17 protein-coding genes are annotated in these 16,063 nt (G+C 68.1%); 14 read left to right on the top strand and 3 right to left on the bottom strand.

What is annotated here, in order from left to right; genetic code table 11:
- Positions 1–58: 58 nt before the first annotated feature.
- Positions 59–1,132 carry an alpha/beta fold hydrolase gene (locus tag AC23D6_RS08480; RefSeq protein WP_487752317.1) on the bottom strand — a complete coding sequence of 358 codons (1,074 nt, stop codon included), beginning with the start codon at positions 1,130–1,132 and terminating at the stop codon, positions 59–61.
- 137 nt (positions 1,133–1,269) lie between these two features.
- On the opposite strand from AC23D6_RS08480, the gene AC23D6_RS08485 reads away from it, so the two are divergent.
- From AC23D6_RS08485 to thpR, 8 genes are all read left to right on the top strand, one after another.
- Entirely contained in the window at positions 1,270–2,193 is a 924-nt protein-coding gene (locus tag AC23D6_RS08485) for a M14 family metallopeptidase (protein ID WP_487752318.1), read from the top strand.
- Between the two features lie 90 nt (positions 2,194–2,283).
- Positions 2,284–2,550 (top strand): DksA/TraR family C4-type zinc finger protein, encoded by a 267-nt coding sequence (locus tag AC23D6_RS08490; protein ID WP_487752319.1) that lies wholly within the window; start codon positions 2,284–2,286, stop codon positions 2,548–2,550.
- Between the two features lie 68 nt (positions 2,551–2,618).
- Positions 2,619–3,113, top strand: a complete 495-nt coding sequence (locus AC23D6_RS08495) for a nuclear transport factor 2 family protein (protein WP_487752320.1) — start codon at positions 2,619–2,621, stop codon at positions 3,111–3,113.
- A gap of 63 nt (positions 3,114–3,176) precedes the next feature.
- Positions 3,177–4,109, top strand: coding sequence for an HDOD domain-containing protein (locus AC23D6_RS08500; RefSeq protein ID WP_487752321.1), 933 nt, complete (start codon positions 3,177–3,179; stop codon positions 4,107–4,109).
- Positions 4,110–4,211: 102 nt separating this feature from the next.
- The gene (locus AC23D6_RS08505) at positions 4,212–4,802 is read left to right on the top strand and encodes a DUF6151 family protein (protein WP_487752322.1); all 591 of its coding nucleotides are present in this window, start codon (positions 4,212–4,214) and stop codon (positions 4,800–4,802) included.
- Positions 4,803–4,852: 50 nt separating this feature from the next.
- The gene (locus tag AC23D6_RS08510; protein ID WP_487752323.1) at positions 4,853–5,734 is read left to right on the top strand and encodes a bifunctional helix-turn-helix transcriptional regulator/GNAT family N-acetyltransferase; all 882 of its coding nucleotides are present in this window, start codon (positions 4,853–4,855) and stop codon (positions 5,732–5,734) included.
- Positions 5,735–5,828: 94 nt separating this feature from the next.
- Complete coding sequence (locus AC23D6_RS08515; RefSeq protein ID WP_487752324.1) at positions 5,829–7,949, top strand: M13 family metallopeptidase; 2,121 nt, start codon at positions 5,829–5,831, stop codon at positions 7,947–7,949.
- Between the two features lie 114 nt (positions 7,950–8,063).
- Complete coding sequence (gene thpR / locus AC23D6_RS08520) at positions 8,064–8,654, top strand: RNA 2',3'-cyclic phosphodiesterase (RefSeq protein ID WP_487752325.1); 591 nt, start codon at positions 8,064–8,066, stop codon at positions 8,652–8,654.
- 6 nt (positions 8,655–8,660) lie between these two features.
- Here the strand turns inward: thpR and AC23D6_RS08525 are convergent, their stop codons facing one another.
- Complete coding sequence (locus tag AC23D6_RS08525; RefSeq protein WP_487752326.1) at positions 8,661–9,734, bottom strand: tetratricopeptide repeat protein; 1,074 nt, start codon at positions 9,732–9,734, stop codon at positions 8,661–8,663.
- A 207-nt stretch (positions 9,735–9,941) separates the two neighbouring features.
- On the opposite strand from AC23D6_RS08525, the gene trxC reads away from it, so the two are divergent.
- The 5 genes from trxC to AC23D6_RS08550 all read left to right on the top strand — a co-directional run bounded on the left by trxC (position 9,942) and on the right by AC23D6_RS08550 (position 14,072).
- Positions 9,942–10,379 carry a thioredoxin TrxC gene (trxC, locus tag AC23D6_RS08530; protein WP_487752327.1) on the top strand — a complete coding sequence of 146 codons (438 nt, stop codon included), beginning with the start codon at positions 9,942–9,944 and terminating at the stop codon, positions 10,377–10,379.
- Between the two features lie 134 nt (positions 10,380–10,513).
- Complete coding sequence (locus tag AC23D6_RS08535) at positions 10,514–11,014, top strand: GNAT family N-acetyltransferase (RefSeq protein ID WP_487752328.1); 501 nt, start codon at positions 10,514–10,516, stop codon at positions 11,012–11,014.
- Positions 11,011–11,826 carry an SAM-dependent methyltransferase gene (locus tag AC23D6_RS08540; protein ID WP_487752329.1) on the top strand — a complete coding sequence of 272 codons (816 nt, stop codon included), beginning with the start codon at positions 11,011–11,013 and terminating at the stop codon, positions 11,824–11,826. Before AC23D6_RS08535 ends, AC23D6_RS08540 begins: the two co-directional genes overlap by 4 nt.
- Before the next feature lie 101 nt (positions 11,827–11,927).
- Positions 11,928–12,203, top strand: coding sequence for a hypothetical protein (locus tag AC23D6_RS08545; RefSeq protein WP_487752330.1), 276 nt, complete (start codon positions 11,928–11,930; stop codon positions 12,201–12,203).
- Between the two features lie 48 nt (positions 12,204–12,251).
- Positions 12,252–14,072, top strand: coding sequence for a tetratricopeptide repeat-containing diguanylate cyclase (locus AC23D6_RS08550; RefSeq protein ID WP_487752331.1), 1,821 nt, complete (start codon positions 12,252–12,254; stop codon positions 14,070–14,072).
- A 56-nt stretch (positions 14,073–14,128) separates the two neighbouring features.
- On the opposite strand, the gene AC23D6_RS08555 is transcribed toward AC23D6_RS08550, so the two are convergent.
- Positions 14,129–15,220, bottom strand: a complete 1,092-nt coding sequence (locus tag AC23D6_RS08555; RefSeq protein ID WP_487752332.1) for a diguanylate cyclase — start codon at positions 15,218–15,220, stop codon at positions 14,129–14,131.
- Between the two features lie 177 nt (positions 15,221–15,397).
- On the opposite strand from AC23D6_RS08555, the gene AC23D6_RS08560 reads away from it, so the two are divergent.
- Complete coding sequence (locus AC23D6_RS08560; protein ID WP_487752333.1) at positions 15,398–16,057, top strand: DUF998 domain-containing protein; 660 nt, start codon at positions 15,398–15,400, stop codon at positions 16,055–16,057.
- The last annotated feature ends 6 nt before the right edge of the window (positions 16,058–16,063 follow it).

Consider the following 16,063-nt stretch of genomic DNA (forward strand, 5'->3'; position numbering starts at 1 on the left):
GAACCTTGTCCCGGGTCGGTGGCGTCGCCCGAGCCGATGCGGGACAAATGTCCCGGTTCTAGTCCGCGGCGCCGGGCCGATGCCCGTAGGTCTTCACGATGGCTTCGGCACGGCTGCGCACGCCCAGCTTCCGGTACAGGTGGGAAATGTGGTTGCGCACGGTCTTTTCGGCGATACCCAGCTGCCAGCCGATCTGCGCGTTGCTGCGGCCTTCGCACAGCAGCGACAGGGCGGCACGCTCGCGTGCGGTCAGCGAGGCGGCGACATCGCCCTCACCAGGCGGATCGGCGACGTATTGGCCGGTGAACGCCAGCACCGCCTGCTGGAACTGCTGCCAGGCCGGTTCATGCTCCAGCAGCACGTGGTTGCACGAGTCCAGCTGGACGAACGTGGCGCCCGGGATCGCGCTCGCCAGCCGCTTGCCCTGGGCCAGCGGTGCGATCTGGTCCTCGGCGCTGTGCAGCACCAGGGTCGGTACGCGCACCTGGGGCAGCACCTCGCGCACGTCGATATCGCCGCGCGCGGCCAGCAGGGCGCGCGCGTTCTCCGGCGAGGTCGTGCGCCGGCACAGTTCGTTGAACCAGTCCAGCTGGGCACGGCTGCCCTGCGGCACGAAGCGGGAGGTGAACAACTGGCGGAACGCCGGGTTGTCGTTCCCCCAGCCATGGCCGATCACGTCCATGACCGCGTTGAACAGGCTGCGGCGCTCCGGGTTCTCGCTGCGGTTGCCGCCCATCGCATAACCGCCGTAGAGGATCAGGTGCGAGACGCGTTGCGGGTGCCGCACGGCGTACCGGATCGCGGTGGCTGCGCCCTGGCTGATGCCGAGCAGGGCGAACGGACGATCGATCCCGGCGGCGTCCACCACCCGTTCCAGGTCGTCCACCCAATGGGTGGCATCTAACGCGCCGGCGTTCCAGTCGGACATCCCGCAGCCGCGTTCGTCATGGCGGATGTAGCGGAAGTGCTCGCCGAAGAAGCGCGCCCAGTGCGACCACACCGGACTTTCGAGGTCGTACTGCAGGTGCGTGAGCCAGGTGGCCGCCTTCACCAGCGGCAGGCCACGGCCCATCTCGGCCCAGGCCAGGCGAATCCCGTCGTCGGTCGTCACATAGTGGACAGGCGGCTTCATCACGCGCGGGTGGCCTCGGCATTGCGGGTGCGTCGCGAAGAGAACGCAACCGGTGGAACACGCCGGCCGCGGCGGGGGTCGCCTGCCGGCACGATGCTAAAGTGCCGCACTTCCTGCCGCCTGTACGTGAACGACGCATGCAAATCGCGACCTCTCCCATGATCGGTACGCCGGGCCAGCCCTGGGGGCCGGCCGAGAAAGCGGCCTGGCGCGCGCAGCAGCGCGTGCGGCGGCGCTACGCGGACGACGTAGTGGCGTCCATCGACCGGCTGCGCGAACGCTTCGACGTGGAGGCCTATGGCACGCTCGACTATGGCCCGGGCGAAACCTATCCGCTGTACGCGGTGCGCAACCGTGGCTGGGACGACGCCCTGCCGCTGATGCTCGTCACCGGCGGCGTGCATGGCTACGAGACCAGCGGCGTGCACGGTGCGCTGCAGTTCCTCGAACAGCGCGCGGCCGACTACACCGGCCGCGCCAACCTGCTGGTGGTGCCCTGCGTGAGCCCCTGGGGCTACGAACGCATCCACCGCTGGAACGCGGATGCGCTGGACCCGAACCGCTCGTTCCGTGCGGACAGCCCCGCGCAGGAGTCCGCCGCGCTGATGGCGCTGGTCGCACCGGTGAAGGGCCGCGTGCGGATGCATATCGACCTGCACGAGACCACCGACAGCGACGAGACCGAATTCAGGCCCGCGTTGGCGGCGCGCGACGGCAAGCCGTTCGAGCCGGGCGAGATTCCGGACGGGTTCTATCTGGTGGACGACAGCGAAAACCGTCAGCCCGCTTTCCAGCAGGCGGTCATCGCCGCCGTCGCACGCGTCACCCACATCGCCCCCGCCGACGCGCAGGGCGAGATCATCGGCTCGCCGGTGGTGGCCGAAGGCATTATCGAGTACCCGGTGAAGTCGTTGGGCCTGTGCACCGGCATCACCGATGCGCGCTACACCACCATCACCGAGGTCTATCCGGACAGCCCGAAGGCCACGCCGATCCAGTGCAACGACGCGCAGGTCGCGGCGGTGGTCGCCGCGATCGACTACGCGCTGGCGCATGCCTGATGGCAGTGTCGTGGCCCTGTATGGGTAGGTGAAGGCACGTTGCGCCGCGAGGCGTAAGCTGGCGGCAAGACCCCACGGCAGGAGAACGTCATGGCGACCGGATGGGCGGGCGATGGCGCGGTACAGGACCAGATCGATGCGACCGTGAAGGATGGCATCGAGCGGGCGAGGCATGCATTGCCGACGGGACCGAGCCTCAGCCACTGCGAGGAGTGCGGCAAGCCGATCCCGCTCGCGCGGCAGAAGGCGGTACCCGGAGTGCGCCTCTGCGTCGCCTGCCAGGAAGCCGCCGACCACGATGAACAGGCGACCGGCCTCTACAACCGCCGGGGCAGCAAGGACAGCCAGTTGCGCTGATGGCCTGTGCGCTGCGGGCACGGCGTTGGGTGAAGGGTCGGGCTTAGCCGACGACGAGGGTCCGCCCCATGCGCGCACGCAGCATCTTTCTGTCCGCCCTGTTGAGCCTGCCAGTGGTGGCCGCTCCCGCCCTGGCTGGCTGGAAAGCCGCCACGCCGCAGGTGCAGGAGGCGGCGAAGCAACCCCGCATCGCCGCGGCCATCGAGGCCGCGATGCGGTTGGACAAGGCGATCCTCTCGCACGATGCGAAAGGGTTCGCCGACGCGTTCGCCGACGACGCCGTGGTCAACAATCCGTTCAACCGCATCGCGCGCAAGCCGGACGCCGTGGCGAACCTGGCCCGCGGTCTGATCGACTACACCACGCTGGAGCGGGTGATCGAGTACGCGGCCACGCGCGGGCCCCACGATGTGGTGTTGATGGGAGAAGAGCACCTGACGCCCGTCGGCAAGGCCCGGTTCGCCGGCAAGCAGGTCAAGCGGCGGACCACTGAAATCTGGTCGGATGAGAGCGGCGAATGGAAGCTCGTCGTGCGCCAGGCGACGATCTATTCGGCGGAGTAGCCCACCCTCAAGTTCTGCCGGCGCCTGCCGCTACCGTGTCGACGGGTGGCGTCGGGGGCGCGCGTGGCACTGCTGGGGGCACTGACATCGTGGTGGCAACGGGGTCGCACGCAGCCCATCGCGCCGCGCGTGGCTTCCGCGATCCCGCTGTCCGTTCCCGCGACAGGCAACGTCCCTGCCGCCGTCGGTCGCGATTGGGCGACCGGGCTACTGGAGCTGGCGTATGACGGCCAGCCGGCGCCGCTGTCGCCGGAGGACAGCGCACCGCTGGGATGGGCGGCCGAGGAGGCGCTCGCCCGCTTCGCCGATGCGCCACAGCGGCTGCCGCGCCGCCCGCAGTTGCTGCCGCAACTGCTCAGTGCGCTCAACGACGACGATGCCTCCGGTCGCGAGATCGCCGGCGTGATCGCGCGCGATCCGGCCCTGGCGGCCCATCTGCTGCGGCTCGCGAACAGCGCGCTCTACCGCACCCAGCCGGCGCCGGTGGAGAACCTCGACCGCGCCGTCGCCCTGGTCGGCACGGAGGGTCTGCGCCAACTGGTCGCGATGGCGGTGATGCAACCGGTCATGCGCATGGATGGCGGCGCGCTCGGCGCCTTGCCCGATCTGATCTGGGACCATACCCAGCGTACGGCCCTGGCGGCGGCGCAGTTCGCCAAGACGGTGGAGCGCGAAGACCCCTTCGCCGCGCAGATGCTCGCGCTGCTGCACGGACTCGGCGCCATCCTGGTAGCGCAGGCACTGCGCGATGCGTGCGTGCAACAGGGAGGGGTACCGGACGCCGGCATCGCCGCGCGGCTCCTGCAGGAAGCCGCGCCGCGCCTGGGTCGCGCCGTCGCCCGCGAGTGGGGGCTGTCCGAGCGCCTGTTGGACGGCCTGGACGATCAGGCGATCGATGACACCGCGCGCATGAGCGGCTTGGGCCGCGCTTTGGCCGTGGCGGCCCCGCACGCGACTGCGGCGATGGCGTCCGCGCGGGTCGCGGACGCTGCCTGACCGCCCGGTTGCGTGCCAGTCAGGCACCACGCGCTGGATTGACGTCGCACTCATAAACGCTGCGGTATTCCTGCATCGTCAGGATTCACGCGAGGTGCACCGATGACGCTGGCATTGCGCTGCCGATGCGGGCAGGTCGAAGGAATCGTCGCCACCGACCGCGCCTACGTGCGCGCGACGTGCTACTGCAGGGACTGCCAGGCCTATGCGCGCCACCTGGGCCAGCCCGGCCTGCTCGACGCGCACGGCGGTACCGACATCGTGGCGATGAATCCGCTCGCCGTGCGGTTCACCGCGGGCGAAGAACACATTGCCGGCCTGTGCCTGCGCAAGGGCGGCCTGTACCGCTGGTACGCCGCGTGCTGTCGCACGCCGCTGGGCAACACGCCGCATGACGGCCGCGTGGCCTACGTCGGCGTGGTCACGGCCTGTCTGACGCCGCCGGCAGCCGTAGACGCTGCATTCGGGCCAGCCGGGCGCGTGGTGCTCAACACCGGATCGGCCATCGGCGAGGTGCGGCGCACGCCGCTTGCCTTCGTGCTGGGCGGGGCGCGGATCGCCGCGGGCATCCTGGGGGCCAAGCTCCGCCAGCAGACGCCCAGTTTGTTCTTTACGCCGGCCGGACAGCCGCTGCGCACCGCGTATCCGCTCAGCGCGGACGAGCGCGACGCCTTGGGTCTTGAAGCGGGCTGATCGACTGGGTCCTGATTGACCTCGCCCAATCGTCTGACTAAAGTCAGATAATGGACGATACCCAGCGCCTGCGTCGCTTCAACCGGACCGTCACTCGCCGAATCGGCGTCCTCAACGAGGATTACCTCGGACACGGACGCCCGCTGGCCGAGTCGCGCCTGCTGTTCGAGGTGGGCCACGAGGGCGCGGATGTGCGCGACCTGCGCGTGCGCTTGGCGCTGGATTCGGGCTATGCGAGCCGGCTGCTGCGCGCGCTGGAAGCGCAGGGTCTGGTCCGCGTGCAGACCTCATCCGCCGACGCGCGTGCCCGCCGCGTCCTGCTGACGGCGAAAGGCCGGCGCGAAGTGGATGCCCTGGATCGCGATTCGAAGGCGCTCGCCGATGCGCTGCTCGCGCCCTTGTCCGAGCGCCAGCGCACGCGGATGCTCGCGGCGATGGACGAGGTGGAGGCGCTGTTGCGGGCTTCGGCGGTGGAGATCCGCATGGCCGACCCCGCCGGAGCGGAGGCGCAGGCGTGCATCGGGGCGTACCTCGACGAACTCGATGCCCGCTTCGAGACGGGCTTCGATGCGGCGCGCAGCGTGTCGGCGAACCCGCATGAGCTCGTGCCGCCGCAAGGGGTGTTCCTGCTCGCCTGGCTGGACGGCACGGCGATCGGCTGCGGCGGGCTGAAGGTGCTGGGTGAGGGGACGGGCGAGATCAAGCGCATGTGGGTCGCCTCCGAGGCGCGCGGCCTGGGCGTCGCGCAGCGCCTGCTCGATGCGCTGGAGGGCCACGCGCGGGCGCTGTCGCTCCTGTGCGTGAGGCTGGATACCAATCGCACGCTGGTCGAGGCGCGGGCGCTGTACGCGCGCAACGGCTATCGGGAGATCCCCGCGTACAACGACAACCCGTACGCGGACCACTGGTTCGAGAAGCGGCTGGCGGACTGACCTCGCCAGGCCAACCTCTGGCACGGGTCTCCGCGGAGGGCTGCCGCTACGCTGTCGGGCCCGCGCGCAGGCGCGACCGTTCCGGAGTGCCGTTTTGAAGAAGACCCTGCTGTCCAGCGCGACGTGGCTGGCCCTGACCCTGGCTGGCCCCTTGGCCGCGCACGACGCCGATTCCGGCTGTCTGGACGATGGCTGCACCGTGCAGGCCTTGTTCGCCGACGCCGGCGCCACCGGGTCAGCGGGCTCGACGATCGCTGCCCGCCGCTTCGGCGCATGGGGTCTCGATACCGCCGGCATGGATCGCAACGCCAAGCCCGGCAGCGACTTCTTCCGTTACGTCAGCGGTACCTGGGCCGACACCACGCAGATCCCCGCCGACCGCTCCAGCTACGGCGGCTTCGCGATCTTGCGCGACCTGTCCGAAGCGCGCCTGCGCGTGCTGGTGGAAGGTTACGCGCTGGGCGATCCGGCCACCGGCGGCGACGCGGCCAAGATCGCCGCGCTGTACTGGGGCTTCATGGATGAGGACACGATCGACGCCCTCGGCGCCAAGCCGCTGCAGCCGGTGCTGGCCAGCATCCGCGCGGCGAAGGACAAGCGCGCCGTCGGCCTGTTGATGGGCCAGCGTGGCGGCTTCTACGACAGCTTCTTCAACCTGGGCGTCAGCGACGACCAGAAGGATCCGGACCGCTACACGCTGTACCTGAGCCAGGGCGGCCTGGGCCTGGGCGATCGCGAAATGTACCTGCGCGACACCTTCAAGCCGCAGCGCGAGCGCTACGAGGCTTATATCGCGCAGATGCTGCAGCTGGCGGCTTGGGACAAGCCGCAGGAGAACGCGAAGGCGATCCTGGCCCTCGAGACCCGCATCGCCGATGCGCACTGGACGCGCGCCGAGAGCCGTAACCGCGACAAGACCTACAACCCGCTGGCCATGGCGGACTTCGCGACGACGTCGCCGGGCTTCCCGTGGGCGGATTTCTTCAAGGCCGCCGGCGTCGACGGCGCCGGCCGTGCGGTGATCCGCCAGGATTCCGCGATCCCGAAGATCGCCGCGATCTTCGCCGACACCGATGTCGCCACGCTGCAGGCCTGGCAGGCCTTCCATGCGACCGACAACGCGGCGCCGCTGCTGTCGAAAGATTTCTCGGTGGCGCAGTACGAATTCCGCGACAAGTTCCTGTCCGGCCAGCCGCAGCAACGCGAGCGCTGGAAGCGCGGCGTGTCCTTCGCCGAATCGGCGATGGGCGAGGCGATCGGCCGCGACTACGTGGCGCTGTATTTCCCGCCGGATGCCAAGGCGAAGATGGACGCGCTGGTCGCCAACGTGAAGGCCGCCATGGGCGCGCGCCTGGACACGCTGGCCTGGATGAGCCCGGCGACCAAGAAGGAGGCGCACGCCAAGCTCGCCGGTTTCGGCCTGAAGATCGGCCACCCGGACACCTACCGCGACTACAGCGCGCTGGTGGTGAAAAACGGCGACCTGTTCGGCAACGCACAGCGCGCCGCCCAGTTCGAGTGGGAATACCGCCGCGCACGCATCGGTAAGGCCGTGGACAAGGGCGAGTGGGGCATGACCCCGCAGACCGTCAACGCCTACTACAACTCGGTCAAGAACGAGATCGTCTTCCCCGCGGCCATCCTGCAGCCGCCGTTCTTCGATCCGGACGCCGATCCGGCGGTGAACTACGGCGCCATTGGCGGCGTGATCGGCCACGAGATCATCCACGGCTTCGACGACCAGGGCCGCAAATCGGATGGTGCGGGCGTGCTGCGCGACTGGTGGACCGCCGAGGATGCGGCCAAGTTCGAAGTGCAGGCGGCCAAGCTCGGCGCGCAGTACGAGGCCTACACATTCCCGCAGCTTCCCGGCATGCACATCAACGGCCGTGTGGCGATGGGCGAGAACATCGGCGACCTGGGCGGCCTGACGATCGCGCTTGAAGCCTACCACCGCTCGCTGACCGGCAAGCCGGCGCCGGTGATCGACGGCTTCACCGGCGACCAGCGTTTCTTCATGGGCTGGGGCCAGGTCTGGCGCACCCTGTGGCGCGACGACGCGCTGCGCCAGCAGCTCGTAAATGGCACCCATTCGCCCGGCCACATCCGGTCTTTCGCCCCCCTGCGCAACATCGATGCCTGGTACGACGCGTTCGGCGTGAAGCCGGGTGACCCGCTGTACATCGCCCCGCAGGATCGCGTGCGGATCTGGTAATCCGTTGACTGGAGCAGGGCGGGGACGGAGGCGTCCCGCCCTGTCGCGGGTTGCACGACATGGCTATCGCGCCGATGATGCAGCCCATCGTCGTCGTCCCATGCCGTTCGCGTCATGCCCGCCACACCCGCGTCATCCCAGCAAGGCGATCTGTTCGGCGACCCGCTGCCGGGGCGGCTGCATCGTCTGTTCTTTGCGTTGCTGCCGTCGGCCGGTGAGCGCGAGGCGCTGCGGCATCGGGTCGAAGACCTCGTGGCCGCGTTCCCGCAGGCGCGCTGGGTGCGGCCGGAGCGCTTCCACTTGACCCTGCATTTTCTCGGCGAAAGCGATGGGCCCCGCGACGACATGGTCGCCGCCGCGCACGAGGCGATGCGCGACTGGCAGCCCGAACCGGTGGGCATCACGCTCGACCACCTGCTGTGCCTGGGCAACCCCAAGAACCCCGCGTTGACCCTCGCGGCGCTGCACCCGTCGCCGACGGTCGTTGCGTTCTGGCGCAGCCTGCAGCAACGCCTGCTGCGTGCGGGCTTCAAACAGCACGTCGGCCGCAGCTTCGTGCCGCACCTGACGCTGGCCTATGTGCCCCCGCGTACCGCCCCGGTGGACGTACCGCCGGTGGTGCTGCATCCGCAGGCGGTCCACTTGCTGCAGAGCGTCGAAGGCGAAGCCGACTATGGCTTGCTCGGGGAATGGCCGCTCGACTGAGCCGCCTCAGTGGCCCTGCCGGCGCAGCGTGTCCAACTTGGCTTGGTAGAGCGCACGGGTGTCGCCTTGGCTGAGTTCGCGCGCGTGCGCCAGCGCCTTGCCGGCGCGCCGCGTATCGCCCAGCAGGAAATAGACGCGCGCCAGGCCGAAGTGGAACCGGTGTTCGCCGTCGTACAGGCGGATGGCCTTGCGGTAGTGGTTCGCCGCCTGCCCGAGGTCGCCATCTCGCTCGAAGCCCGCGGCCAGCAGGAAGTGATGGAACGGGTCGCGGGCCTGCACGGCGTCCAGGCGCTTCTGCAGCGGCCGGGCCGCGACCGCATCGCCGGCCCGCTGATAGAACGAGACCAGGTTGAACAGGGCGCCGGGATTGTCGGGATCGAGGTCGAGCGCATGCCGGTAGGCCTGCTCGGCGCGGGCGTCGTCGCCGCTGCGCAGGTACATCACGCCGGTGTTGCTCCAACTGGTGGCGTAGTCGGGGTCGAGCCTGAGCGCGATCGCCGCATGGCGCAGGGCGTCGTCCACCGAGCCCTGTTCGAGCAGCGCTGCGGCGCGGTTGTTGAAGTAGTGGGCGATAAGCCGGTTGTCGCGGATCGGTTCCGGGGGTTTGCGGGTGATGACTTCGTTCCAAGCCACGTCGACGGTGAAGCGGCGTTCGCGGATGCGCACGCCGGCGTTGACGTGCTGGGTGCGGTAGAGCGTGTTTCGGTCTTGTCGCCAGGCCAGGGTTTCCTCGGTCTGCTGCGCATAGGCGTCGAGCCCCGCTTCGCGCGCCAGGGCAACGGTCAGCAGGGTGAAGCTCATGCAGTTGGCCTCGCGCGTGGCGTAGGCCTCGGCGACCGTGTGGTGGGCGTCGGGCTCGTAGCGCATGCCCAGCCCTTGGGCGCTGAAGAGGAAGTCCACCAAGCGCTCCAGCCGGGCGCTCGGCAGATGGGTATGGTCGAGGACCTGCTCACGGAACTGGCGCTTCAGCGGCTCCGGTACGGCCAGCACATCGTTGGGAGCAGGGGGCGTAGCGGGCTGGGCGAGCGCCGACAGGGCCGACGATGCCAGCAGCAGGGTGCCGAGCCATTTCGTCCACATCGCCCACCTCCGGGTCCCGCTTCGGGACGCGTCCGCGTGGCCCGAGTGTAGTCCTGCATCGCAGTGCGGCATGGCCCCCTGCACGGGTCGAGCTGGAGCAGACGGCGGCATTCCGCGGCCTTCAGGCGGGGCTGTCTGGAGGCGCGGCTCGTAGCCTCGGCACATGGTGCGGTGACGCGCCCGACGCGCGGGCGGTAGGATGCCCGCATGAGCGCCGACGCCCACCTGATCGCCTGCCCGCACTGCGCGGCGATGAACCGCGTGCCGCCGGCGCGGCTGGCCGAGGCGCCCAACTGCGGGCGCTGCCATCATCCGTTGTTCACTGGTCTGCCGTTGGCGCTGGGCGAGGCCGATTTCGACCGTCATGCGCTGCGCAGCACGCTGCCGCTGCTGGTGGATTTCTGGGCGCCGTGGTGTGGGCCCTGCCTGCAGATGGCCCCGCACTTTCAGCAGGCCGCCGGCGTGCTGGAGCCGGCGATGCGCCTGGCCAAGGTCGATACCGAGGCCTGTCCGGGACTGGGGAATCGCTTCGGCATCCGCAGCATCCCGACCATGGTGCTGCTGCAGGGCGGCCGCGAGGTCGCCCGCCAGAGTGGGGCGATGGGGATGGAGGCGATCGTGCGCTGGGCGCGGGGGCAGGCGTGATTCACGAGGGAGGAGCGGCGCTCGGGAGCGCTGCTACAGAGGGGAACGAAGGTTTGAGATGTTCCAATGCCACAGAACGCGCCGGCGCAGTGTTGCCGACGCTGACGACGCCGCGTTTCCGCTTGCGACCATTGATGGGTATCGACGAATCCTTCTATGTGTCTATTTATTCGAATCCCGAACTGATGCGGTTCGTGGGGGAGCCCATGACGCACCGTGCGGCCACCGCAGCGTTTCGTGCGTTTATAAAGTCCAATGAGCGGGGAAATCTCCACCAGGCCTGCTGCTGGGTTGTCGAGGATCATCAGGACACGGCTGAGCGGGCTGGGCTGCTGGCGCTCCTGCCGCACACGGCGGCTGCGGAGATCGGTGTGATGGTGACGGCATGCTGGCAAGGGAGGAAAGTGGCGCAGGAGACCATCGGCTTCCTGTCCTCCTATCTGTTCCTTCATACATCCTGGCCTCGCACGTTCAGTCGGCATATTCGTGCCAACGAAGCGGGTGCGGGAGTGATGCGCAGACTCGGGTTCCATGAGATGGAGGACGTACCGGGCGGAGACGCGTTCCGTGGCTGGGAAATTACCCGGAGCGAATGGCTGCTACGTGTGCGCGAAGACAATCGGTTCAATCCATGATCACCATTCCGAACATCGATGCCCCTTCCGGAACACTGGCCTGCGTCGGCGTAGGCATGACCATGGGTTCGCACCTGGCGCCGCGTGCCCGCAGCCATATCGAACAGGCTGACGTAGTGTTCAGCGCGATGTCTGATCCGATCGTGGAGCTCTGGGTCCAAGGCATGAACAAGGACGTCAGGAGTCTCCAGCCGCTCTATCAGGAGGGCAAACCACGTCGCGAGACATACCGCGAGATGGTGGACGCCATGATGACGGAAGTCCGTCGGGGACTGCGGGTATGCGGCGCTTTCTATGGTCATCCCGGAGTTTTCGCCCAGGTGCCGCACGCAGCCATCGCAAAGGCGCGTGAGGAAGGGTACGAAGCCGTGATGGAGGCCGCGGTCTCGGCGGAGGATTGCCTGTACGCCGACCTGGGGATCGATCCCGGCGCGGTGGGGTGCCAGCATTTTGAAGCCAGCCAGTTCATGTTCTACCTGAGGCGGGTAGACCCTTCGGCTTACCTGGTTCTTTGGCAGATCGGGGTCGCGGGCGACCTGACGACGGGTCGCTTGACGACCGGGGCGGCGATGAAACGCCTGCTGGTGGACCTCTTGATGGCGGATTACCCGCCAGCGCATGAGGTGATCGCTTATGAGGCTGCCACCTTGCCCATCTCGGCTCCCAGGATCGACCGCTTCGCCCTGGATCGCTTGCCGGATGCCTCCCTGGCCGCTGCCACCACACTCGTGATCCCTCCCGCCTTTCCGATGCGCCGGAACGAGGAGATGATCAGCCGCCTGCGCGCATTGGGAGCGGGCGGCCCCACCTGATCGTGGCATGGGGTCGGAAAAGTGAGTATTGTCATGTTGGGGGGCCGGAGCGGCTGGGCTGCGTCGGCCGGAATGTACACATCTCATTAGGGGAATACTGCGTGTCCAATGCAATCCGGTTTCTTGAGGCCATGGGAACGTCCGCCTCGGTGCGTGCGGCGGCGGACTATGCGGCCGCGGTGGCGGCTCTCGATGTCGAGCCTGCCCAGCGGGCGGCATTGTTGGACCGGGACGTCGACTTGCTCTCGCGTCTGCTTGATGGGCGTCCGTCGATGTTCTGCATGATCCTGGCGCCGGACGAGGGCAAGGAGGACGAGGCGCAGGAACAGGCGGACGAGCAGACGGGTGGGGACGAAGAACCCGGCGAAAAGGAGTAGCCTCCCAGGGCGGTTCGCCCAGGCGGCATCGTTGGTCAGGAGAAGGACATGAAACTCGGAAAAGGACGTGTATTGTGGATGGCAGCGCTGCTGGCGAGCGTCTTCGCCACGTCGTCCGTCCATGCCCAGGTTTCATCGGACATCGATGCATTGATCGAGCAGGCTGAAGCGATCAAGACATCCCAGCCGGCGAAGTTCTACGGTGTGCTGGAGCGTCTCGAGAAGCGTGTCGAAGAGGCAACCCCCGAACAGCGGCTAAAGCTGCGATTGCTCCGGGCCCATGGGTTCCTCATGAAGGGGAAGTCGGAGCCTGCGATTCGCGAGCTCCGACAGATCCAGCAGGAGACCAAGGATCCGGAGATGCTGTTCTGGACGGGCTCGCTGCTCGTCAACACGTACGCTCTGACGCGCAAGTTCGAGCAGGGCCTCACCACGCTCAACGAAATACTCCCGCTGGCGAGCAGGGTCGAAAAGAAGGACATCCGCCATCGCGGCCTGCTGGTGGCTGGCCTCCTGTACAACCAGGTGGGCGAGTACACGCTTGGCCAGCAGTATGCCAATCAGGTACTGGCGGATGCTCCGGAGGGACGCAACCGGTGTGCCGCCGGCAATCTGGTGGCCGAGGCTGCTCTCGGCCTGAAGAAGGCGCCATCGGAAGAGATGATCTTCCGCACGATCAAAGTCTGCGAAGAACAGAAAGAACCCATCCTCGGCGGTCTCACCCGTACCTATCTGGCGCGCAAGTGGGTGGACGACGGCAAGATCGATCAGGCGATCGAGTTGCTGGAGCGGTACCTGCCCACCGTCACTGCCACGGGATACCCTCTGGTCATCAGCGAATACCACGCCATGCTCGCCAGCATGTATCTGAAGCTTGGCGACATGCGGACGGCACAGTCCCATGCCGACGAAGCGGTGAAGCGCGGCGTCGGCATGACCTCGCTGCCCTTGGTGGTGGCTTACAAGTCGCTTTACGAGATCGCCAACAAACAGGGTAATGCCGAGGTTGCTCTGCTGCGTTACCAGCAGTACGCCGAAGCGGACAAGGCCTATCTCAACGACGTCAAAACCCGCCAGCTCGCGTACCAGATCGTGCGGCAGCAAATCCTGCAAAAGACGCAGCAGATCAGTATGCTCGATCAGGAAAACCAGGTGCTGCAGCTGCAGCGCAAGGTCGATCAGCAGGCGGCGCAGAACACTCGCCTGATCGTGATCCTTCTGATCGTGCTGGTGGCCTCCATCGGCTACTGGGCGTTCAAGATCAAGCGCGTGCAGCTGTCGCTGAAGAAGATGGCCGAGACTGATGCCCTGACCGGCATCTGCAACCGCCACCACTTCACCATCCGCGCCGAGCGCGCGCTGGCCGAGTGCGCGCGCAACGGCGAACAGGCTGCGTTGATCATGTTCGACCTGGACCACTTCAAGAACATCAACGACCGCTTCGGCCACGGCACCGGCGACTGGGCGTTGAAGGAAGTTTCGGAGGCCAGCAAGGGCTTCTGCCGGCGGATCGACGTGATCGGCCGCCTGGGCGGCGAAGAGTTCGCGATCCTGATGTACGGCTGCGACCTGCGCGCCGCCGCCCGCGTTGCCGAGGATTGCCGCGTCCGCCTGGCCCAGATCGACACTCGCGAGACCGGCCACGTGTTCGCGATCACCGGCAGCTTCGGCGTGAGCTCCAGCATGCAGTCCGGCTACAGCCTGGCCAAGCTGCTGTCGCACGCCGACAAGCAGCTCTACCGCGCCAAGCACCTCGGTCGTAATCGCGTCTGCGTCTACGAACCGACCCACGAGCAGGTGCGCGAAGCCAGCAACGTGCTGGAATTGCCCTCACGCGAAGGCCGCGCCGAACACCACGTCGGCACCTGAGACCGGACCGCCGGCAGCGGCCCGGCAGGATCATCCGAATCGCGGGGCTGTGGCGCTCAAGGCGCCACGGTCGCCGGGTGAAGACCTTCGTGGATCGCCCACTGGTTACGGCCGTTGCTCTTGGCCCGGTAGAGCGCGCGGTCGGCGGCTTCCAGCCAGGCGCGCAGGCCAGAGGACGATGCGTCCGCGCTGGCCAGCCCGAGGCTGACCGTGGGATGCAGGCCGGGTGCGCTTTCCAGGCGCAGCGCTTCCACGCCCTCGCGGATGCGGCGCGCGACCTTCTCGGCGGCGACCAGGTCGCTGCCCCGCAGCAGCACGGCGAACTCGTCGCCACCCAACCGGCCGGCACAATCCAGCGTGCGGATGCTGTGGCGGATCACGTCGGCGACCGCGCGCAGCATGTCGTCGCCTGCGGCATGGCCGTGGCGATCGTTGATCGTCTTGAAGTGATCGATGTCGATCATCATCAGCGTGGCCTGTTCGCTGGTTTCCGCGCATTGCGCGAGCAGCCGCGAAGCCTGCTCCTGCCAGTGGCCCCGGCTGTCCAAGCCGGTCAGCGTGTCGCGGCGGCTGAGTTCGTCCAGTAGGCGGTTCTGCCGCTTCACCTTGCGCACGAGTCGGTAGCTGGCCTGGCTGACGGCGATCGAATGGATCAGCAGCATCGGCAGGCAGGCCAGCATCACCGTCATGCTGGTCACCGGCCGCAGCTCGAACCCGGTGATCGCACCGGCCAGCAGGGCGCCGCCGAGCATGAAGGGCATCGACCAGTACCAGAGGCGATCGATGCCGGTGCTGATCTTGTCGACGGTCGCCAGCGTCAGCAGCAGCACGCTGGGCAACAGGTTGAACGCCATCAGCGGGACCCACATGCCGGCCAGCGCCGAATCCACCAGCAGGTTGCGGATCTCGCCACGGTAGGGCTCGGGATGGCGCAGGGCGAGCCAGTACGCCAGTTGCGGCCACACCAGCGCGGTGAAGCCCAGCCAGGCCCAAGTGGCCCAGCCAGCACCGTTCTCCAGCAGCACGGCGCCCACGGGCAGGGCGGCCAACCCCATGCCCAGCATGCGCAGCCGGTAGATCCGGCGGGGCAGGCGCTGGGCGTGGTGGCGCGCCGGAAGGGCGTCGGTGGGTGCTGCGTCGAACGGCATTGGCGCGTGGAGTCCCCTTGCTCGTGGCGGCCACATCCCCGGTGCGCCGGGGAAGGCGGAGTGTAGGTCAAACCGTGACGGCGGGCTCGTCGCGGACTTCTGCCTACGGCAGCGGCCCCGGGCGGGAATTCTTGAGTCCTCGACGATAATCGGAGGTGTTCCCATAGTCCCCACTACATGTCCGAAGACGTCTTCTCGCATCCCGTGGCCAAACCTCGCCCAGGCGCCCGCGCCGCGGCAGCCGTGGCGATCCTCGGGGCCCTGCTGTTCCTGGGCGTGGCGGGCACGTTGCAGGTCGTCCGCCACGACCTGGCCTGGCCGCAGGCCACGCTGAGCCAATACCTCTCGGGACCGTACGGCCTGGTCCTCCGCACCACCTATTGCCTGCTGGCCGCGGCCATCGTGGCGCTGGCCTGCGGCCTCTACGGGCAGCTGGCGGCGCGGGCCCGTAGCGCCGCACCGCTGCTGCTGTTCTGCATCGGCGCGGTGGCGCTCGCGGGGGTAGCGGTCGGGGATTCCTGGCTGCCGGCGATCGCGCCGGACTTTCACGCCTGGTTCCACCACACCTGCGCGATCACGGCCTTCCTGTGCGTGATCACCGGCATGGTGTTGCAGGCATGGCGCTTCCGCCTTGATACCGCATGGCGTGGCTACTTTCCCGTCGCGGCCACGTGGTCGCTTGGGTGCTTCGTGCTGCTGTGGGTGCACGCGTTGTGGGCACCGGCCGGCCGCGGCTGGGTGCAGAAGCTGCTGATCGCGCTGATCGTGATGGCGATGCTGCTCGCCGGCACCTGGTTGTGGCGCGCCGGTCGTGCGGGCGGCGGAGCGGGGCGCTAAGCTCCC

This window comes from Pseudoxanthomonas sp. G3, assembly GCF_057654715.1.

Excerpts from the sequence above, each read along its gene's own strand:
- trxC (WP_487752327.1), top strand. The coding sequence starts at position 9,942 with ATGAGCGCCGACGCCCACCTGATCGCCTGCCCGCACTGCGCGGCGATG.
- AC23D6_RS08485 (WP_487752318.1), top strand. The coding sequence starts at position 1,270 with ATGCAAATCGCGACCTCTCCCATGATCGGTACGCCGGGCCAGCCCTGG.
- AC23D6_RS08505 (WP_487752322.1), top strand. The coding sequence starts at position 4,212 with ATGACGCTGGCATTGCGCTGCCGATGCGGGCAGGTCGAAGGAATCGTC.
- AC23D6_RS08510 (WP_487752323.1), top strand. The coding sequence starts at position 4,853 with ATGGACGATACCCAGCGCCTGCGTCGCTTCAACCGGACCGTCACTCGC.
- AC23D6_RS08525 (WP_487752326.1), bottom strand. The coding sequence starts at position 9,734 with ATGTGGACGAAATGGCTCGGCACCCTGCTGCTGGCATCGTCGGCCCTG.
- AC23D6_RS08495 (WP_487752320.1), top strand. The coding sequence starts at position 2,619 with ATGCGCGCACGCAGCATCTTTCTGTCCGCCCTGTTGAGCCTGCCAGTG.
- AC23D6_RS08490 (WP_487752319.1), top strand. The coding sequence starts at position 2,284 with ATGGCGACCGGATGGGCGGGCGATGGCGCGGTACAGGACCAGATCGAT.
- AC23D6_RS08535 (WP_487752328.1), top strand. The coding sequence starts at position 10,514 with ATGGGTATCGACGAATCCTTCTATGTGTCTATTTATTCGAATCCCGAA.
- AC23D6_RS08555 (WP_487752332.1), bottom strand. The coding sequence starts at position 15,220 with ATGCCGTTCGACGCAGCACCCACCGACGCCCTTCCGGCGCGCCACCAC.
- AC23D6_RS08540 (WP_487752329.1), top strand. The coding sequence starts at position 11,011 with ATGATCACCATTCCGAACATCGATGCCCCTTCCGGAACACTGGCCTGC.
- AC23D6_RS08560 (WP_487752333.1), top strand. The coding sequence starts at position 15,398 with ATGTCCGAAGACGTCTTCTCGCATCCCGTGGCCAAACCTCGCCCAGGC.
- thpR (WP_487752325.1), top strand. The coding sequence starts at position 8,064 with ATGCCCGCCACACCCGCGTCATCCCAGCAAGGCGATCTGTTCGGCGAC.
- AC23D6_RS08550 (WP_487752331.1), top strand. The coding sequence starts at position 12,252 with ATGAAACTCGGAAAAGGACGTGTATTGTGGATGGCAGCGCTGCTGGCG.
- AC23D6_RS08480 (WP_487752317.1), bottom strand. The coding sequence starts at position 1,132 with ATGAAGCCGCCTGTCCACTATGTGACGACCGACGACGGGATTCGCCTG.